The 5,318-nt window shown below is 57.0% G+C and carries 6 protein-coding genes and 1 other RNA gene; 3 read left to right on the forward strand and 4 right to left on the reverse strand.

The window, feature by feature from the left end; all coding sequences use genetic code 11:
- Nucleotides 1-31: 31 nt before the first annotated feature.
- Entirely contained in the window at nucleotides 32-613 is a 582-nt protein-coding gene (locus Q7O77_RS14290) for a YecA family protein (protein WP_304168598.1), read from the reverse strand.
- A gap of 191 nt (nucleotides 614-804) precedes the next feature.
- On the opposite strand from Q7O77_RS14290, the gene zapA reads away from it, so the two are divergent.
- The 3 genes from zapA (at nucleotide 805) to Q7O77_RS14305 (ending at nucleotide 2,060) form a co-directional block, all read left to right on the forward strand.
- Entirely contained in the window at nucleotides 805-1,134 is a 330-nt protein-coding gene (gene zapA / locus Q7O77_RS14295; protein WP_026739504.1) for a cell division protein ZapA, read from the forward strand.
- An 84-nt stretch (nucleotides 1,135-1,218) separates the two neighbouring features.
- Nucleotides 1,219-1,401: non-coding RNA, 6S RNA (ssrS, locus tag Q7O77_RS14300), on the forward strand.
- 41 nt (nucleotides 1,402-1,442) lie between these two features.
- Nucleotides 1,443-2,060 carry a 5-formyltetrahydrofolate cyclo-ligase gene (locus Q7O77_RS14305; RefSeq protein WP_304168601.1) on the forward strand — a complete coding sequence of 206 codons (618 nt, stop codon included), beginning with the start codon at nucleotides 1,443-1,445 and terminating at the stop codon, nucleotides 2,058-2,060.
- Nucleotides 2,061-2,072: 12 nt separating this feature from the next.
- Here the strand turns inward: Q7O77_RS14305 and nadR are convergent, their stop codons facing one another.
- The 3 genes from nadR to serB all read right to left on the reverse strand — a co-directional run.
- Nucleotides 2,073-3,317 (reverse strand): multifunctional transcriptional regulator/nicotinamide-nucleotide adenylyltransferase/ribosylnicotinamide kinase NadR, encoded by a 1,245-nt coding sequence (gene nadR / locus Q7O77_RS14310; RefSeq protein WP_304168602.1) that lies wholly within the window; start codon nucleotides 3,315-3,317, stop codon nucleotides 2,073-2,075.
- Nucleotides 3,318-3,391: 74 nt separating this feature from the next.
- Nucleotides 3,392-4,777, reverse strand: a complete 1,386-nt coding sequence (gene radA / locus Q7O77_RS14315; protein ID WP_304168604.1) for a DNA repair protein RadA — start codon at nucleotides 4,775-4,777, stop codon at nucleotides 3,392-3,394.
- 20 nt (nucleotides 4,778-4,797) lie between these two features.
- Nucleotides 4,798-5,318: phosphoserine phosphatase SerB (gene serB / locus Q7O77_RS14320; protein WP_304168606.1), on the reverse strand; the 521-nt coding region annotated here is incomplete at its 5' end.

Raw genomic sequence — 5,318 nt, forward strand, 5'->3', positions numbered from 1 at the left:
GGCGCTGATCGCTAAAGCGGATAGCCGAACGTTAGTGCAGCGTCGGCTTTTGTTCGGGGGCGGTTACCACCGGATGAGTGAACTCGTTATGACACAGTATGGCAGCAACCCGCACATATTCGACGACTTCTTCCAGCGACTGGGCCAACTGGTCCTGATCTTCGTCTTCGTCATAGCCAAGCTGAGCGATGTTGCGCAGATCGCCAATCGCCTCTTTCAGTTCGCCCTGCGTCTTATCCAGACGCGGCTGCACCACGCCGAGTCCAAGCAGGAAGTGGTTAACCCAGCCTGCCAGACCGTCGGCGCGTTCGAAAACGGTCACATTGTCTTGCGTATCGTCCGGCAGGAACAGCTGGAACATGAAGCCTTCATCGTCCAGCGTATTGCGGGTGATCTGGTAAATCTCCAGCAGAGGCTGAGCCAGCACCTGGGGGAAAGACAAGCCGTCGTTGGTCAGTTCGGACACCAGTGTTTTCCAGCTGTCGTCGTGATTACCGCCGCACAAAATGCCGCTGATCAGGCCGTGCATTTCCGCCGCCGTCAGGGCGACCTGGTGCTGTTGCAGTAGTTGTTCAATGGCTTCATAGCCAGGGAGTTTGTTCTCTATAGACATGCGCATTCATCGTCGTTGCGGGGAGTTCGTGTTATGCTACCACCAAGCTCCGTTGCTATACCAGAAAGGGCTTGTATCTTCTATTTGGGGTATATATAGTAGCGCCCGCTTTTTACCTGGAAGGGCTGCCAGGCAGCGCCAGATAATCAAATCCGCGCGGGCGCGAAACGACACAAGGGCAGGAAGGTGGCATGTCTGCACAACCGGTAGATATTCAAATTTTTGGCCGTTCGTTAAGAGTGAATTGTCCGCCAGAACAACAGGATGCGTTGAATCAGGCTGCGGAAGATCTTAACCAGCGGTTGCAAGATCTCAAAGTTCGCACTAGAGTCACAAACACGGAGCAGCTGGTCTTTATCGCCGCGCTCAATGTGTGCCATGAGCTGGCGCAGGAACGGACAAAAACCCGTGACTATGCCTCCAATATGGAACAACGGATTCGCATGCTGCAGCAGACCATTGAACAGGCGCTGTTGGAGCAAGGCCGCATTACCGACCGTCAGGATGCCCAGTTTGAATAAGTGCGCATTTGGGTAAAAAGGTTGGGGATTGCGGGTAACAAAACGCTGTTAGACATGTTAGGGTAACAGCGAGTAACGAATAAAATTTCTCTGAGATGTTTGCCAGCGGGCCAGTCCCCTGAGCCGATATTTACAACCAACAGAATGTTGTGCTTGTGGTTGGTGCGCATGCTCGGTCCGTCCGAGAAGCCTAAAAACTGCGACGTGACGTTCACCTTGAACCAAGGGTTCAAGGGTTACAGCCTGCGGCGGCATCTCGGAGATTCCTTCCTTTTTCTTACTTCCTTTCCAACAGGCCGATACCCGATATGCAGACGCTCACTTCTTCTGCCGATCGCTCCGCCGATCTTGACCGCCAGAGTCTCCGCCAGCGTATACGCCAGCGTCGCCGCGCGCTTAGCGCCGAACAGCAGGCGAGCTTCTCTCAACAGGCGGCGCAACGCATTATCGAACACCCTCGAATTCAGCAAGCCCGACATGTGGCGGCCTATCTCTCATTTGATGGCGAATTGGATACCGCCCCGTTGATTGACGCGCTCTGGCGTCAGGGCAAGCAGGTGTACCTTCCCGTTCTGCATCCGTTCAGCGTCGGTCAGTTGCTGTTTCTGCGTTATGAACACGACACGCCGCTGACGCTCAATCGCCTGAATATTTTGCAGCCGCGATTAGACGTACGTCAGGTGCTGCCGACCCACCAGCTCGATATTCTGTTTACCCCGCTGGTGGCGTTCGACGATCAGGGACAGCGACTGGGGATGGGAGGGGGATTCTACGATCGCACGCTGGAACACTGGCAGACGCGCGGGCCTTATCCGATCGGTTTGGCTCACGATTGTCAGCAGGTGGAGCAGGTACCAGCGGCCCATTGGGACGTCCCGCTCCCGGAAATCCTCACGCCGTCCCGCGAGTGGCGCTGGCCGGCGTAAGGCATACTGGGTTTAGTTCATGCTGCGACCGTCGTGCCCCAGCATGTTTTGAACCAGCTCCACGCAGCGCAGAAAGCGGCTGTCGTAGTCCGACTCGGTGACATAGACATAGTCGACGTTATTCTGCGCCAGCATCTCTTTGAGGAGATTCTGGAACTCCGAGCGATCCGCCGTGCTGCCCAGACTTCTTAGACCGTCCGCCACCCACGGCGTGTTGTTTTCCAGCAAAATCACCAGATCGAAGCGGTACTCCTCAATCAGCGCCTGAACGAACGGGTGCTCACGTCCTTCATATTTTTTACAAAACGCCTGCGTGGTGATGAAGTCGGTGTCGATAAATGCCACTTTGTTGGCATATTTAACTGAAAAATCAATGTATTGAGCCTGTCCGAGCGCAATTTTATCGTAGTCGGAATATTGCAGTGCCATCTCGTCGCCGCCCAGATGTGAAAACACGTAGTCACGGCCGTATTCCCAGGCGCTGGTGGTGTTAAAGATATTGGATAACTTATTGACCAGCGTCGATTTTCCGCTGGACTCGCCTCCCAAAATCGCCACGGTACGGACGAAGAAAGGCTTCACCTCTGTGGGAATGTATTCCCAGTAGCGAAACGGGTTCTGTCGGATCTGAGAGCCGCTGATATTCATGAACGAACGTTTCGGATCGACCAACACGGCGTCGATCCCTAGATGGGGCTTGTACTGGGGCGCATCCTGCTCTTCGCTGGTGTAGACGAAGTTAGGTTCGATACCTTTTTCCGCCATGAATTTTTTGATGCCTTGGCTCCAGACGTCCCAGCCGTGCGGATAGGGTTCCATCCCTTCTTCGTTAAAGGCGTGAATGTGGATATTTTTCTGATATTTGAAGGTTTGCAGCAGCCAGCGCAGGCGGTCGCTGACGGTCGGCTGCTGCGACATGGAGCTGTGTTCGAAGAGGGTGCGATCCCGTTCTTCGTCGAACCCCATGATGACGTGCAGTTCGTCCACCTGGCTGCAGGCGCGCTGGATCAGGTAAATATGCCCCGTATGCAGTGGGTAAAATTTACCGAACACGACGCCGATGTTTTTCTGATGGTAGGGGAATTCTAGCCCCAGGAACCGGTGCAGCGCTTCCAGCTTCTGTGCGCTGGGGCTTTTGATTTTGGCGTTTAATAGTTGGCTAAGGTAGCCTTTCGTCATCCCGGTGGCGTCGGCAACCTGCTGTAGCGTACAGCCCTGTTGTTTAATAGCCGATTTGAGGTAATCGAATGGTGACATGATCCGGCGCTCCTTGTTTAGCTTACTAAACAAAATACCACAGGGGCCGGGTCATAATCCAAAGCTATCTGCCGTTACAGATCATCCAGAATGGCGAGCGCGTCCGCCAGCTTCTTGACGCCGAACACCTGCATATTAGCCGGCGGCTTCTTGGGCATGTTGGCGAAGGGCACTATCGCGCGCTTGAAGCCATGCTTGGCGGCTTCGGTGATCCGCTCTTGCCCGCTCGGCACCGGCCTGATCTCGCCCGCCAAACCGACCTCGCCGAAGACCACTAAATCCTGCGGCAGTGGGCGATCGCGCAGGCTGGAGACCAGCGACAGCAGCAGCGCCAGGTCGGCGCTGGTTTCGGTCACCTTCACGCCGCCCACGACGTTGACGAACACGTCCTGATCCGACATCTGCAGGCCGCCGTGACGATGCAGGACCGCCAGCAGGATCGCCAGGCGATTCTGCTCCAGTCCGACTGCAACCCGCCGGGGATTCGCCATCATGGAGTGATCTACCAGCGCCTGAATCTCCACCAGCAGCGGCCGCGTGCCTTCCCATACCACCATCACCGAACTGCCGGAGGTGATCTCATCGCCTCGGCTCAGGAAAATGGCCGATGGGTTGCTGATTTCCCGCAGACCCTGCTCCGTCATGGCGAAAACGCCCAGTTCATTGACGGCGCCGAAACGGTTTTTGTGGCTGCGCAGCGTGCGGAAACGGGAGTCCGCGTCGCCGTCCAGCAGCACGGAACAGTCAATGCAGTGCTCCAGCACCTTGGGACCCGCCAGCGACCCATCTTTGGTGACGTGCCCGACCATCACGATCGCGACTCCACGGGTTTTGGCGAAGCGGGTCAAATAGGCGGCGGTTTCACGCACCTGAGACACGCTGCCCGGCGAGGACTGGATATCGGACAGGTGCATCACCTGAATGGAGTCGATCACCATCAGCTTCGGCTGCTCCTGCTCGGCGATCAGGCAGATCTGCTCGATGCTGGTTTCCGACAGCATATTGAGATTCTGGGCGGGAAGGCCGAGCCGGTGCGCGCGCATCGCGACCTGCTGTAACGACTCTTCGCCCGTCACGTACAGGGTTTTCATCTGTTCGGACAGTTTGCACAGCGTTTGCAACAGTAGGGTACTTTTACCGGCACCGGGGTTGCCGCCGATCAAAATGGCGCTGCCGGGCACGACGCCGCCGCCCAGCACCCGGTCGAACTCCTGAAAACCGGTGGAGAAGCGCGGTAGCGCTTCGAGGCTGATGTCCGACAGCTTCTGTACCTTGCTGACCCCGGCGCTGTCGCCCGCATAGCTGGCGAAGCGGTCGTTGCGTGCCGACGACGGCGCGGCCGCCAGACGGACTTCCGTGATGGTATTCCAGGCCTGGCAGGCGCTGCATTGCCCCTGCCAGCGCGGATAATCAGCGCCGCACTCATTGCAGACGAAGGCGCGTTTAGCGGCTTTTGCCACGGTTTACCTCACTTCTTTATTTAACGTTGTTCGTGTCGCAGGCTGCCGCTGAGAATACACAGCACGCCGGTCAGGTCCGCATAGCGGATGCTGGTGGATGTTTGCGCATAGACCTTGGGTTTCGCGTGATAGGCGATCCCGAGTCCTGCGGCTTTCATCATCAGCAGATCGTTGGCGCCGTCGCCGATGGCGATCGTCTGCTCCAGGGGGATCTCCAGCTTGTCGGCTAATTGCCGTAAGGTGTCCGCCTTATATTGGGCGTCGACGATCGGGCCTTCCACGTCGCCGGTCAGCTTGCCGTCGCGCATGCCCATGGTATTGGCGACCGCTGCCACCAGATTCAGCTTCTGGCGCAGATGATCGGCGAAAAAGGTGAATCCGCCAGAGGCGATCGCCAGATGCCAACCGGCTTCCTGCAGCTGTTTGACCATTTGTTCCAGACCCGGCATCAGCGGGAGCGAGTCACGCACCTGCAGCAGGATATTTGCATCGGCGCCCTTCAGTGTGCCTACGCGTTCGCGCAGGCTGGAAGAGAAGTCGA

It is taken from the genome of Lonsdalea britannica (assembly GCF_946477055.1).
Lineage (GTDB): Bacteria > Pseudomonadota > Gammaproteobacteria > Enterobacterales > Enterobacteriaceae > Lonsdalea > Lonsdalea britannica_A.

What these genes read in the sequence shown, in the direction of transcription:
- Q7O77_RS14290 (WP_304168598.1), bottom strand. Translation starts at nt 613, where the DNA reads ATGTCTATAGAGAACAAACTCCCTGGCTATGAAGCCATTGAACAACTA.
- zapA (WP_026739504.1), top strand. Translation starts at nt 805, where the DNA reads ATGTCTGCACAACCGGTAGATATTCAAATTTTTGGCCGTTCGTTAAGA.
- Q7O77_RS14305 (WP_304168601.1), top strand. Translation starts at nt 1,443, where the DNA reads ATGCAGACGCTCACTTCTTCTGCCGATCGCTCCGCCGATCTTGACCGC.
- nadR (WP_304168602.1), bottom strand. Translation starts at nt 3,317, where the DNA reads ATGTCACCATTCGATTACCTCAAATCGGCTATTAAACAACAGGGCTGT.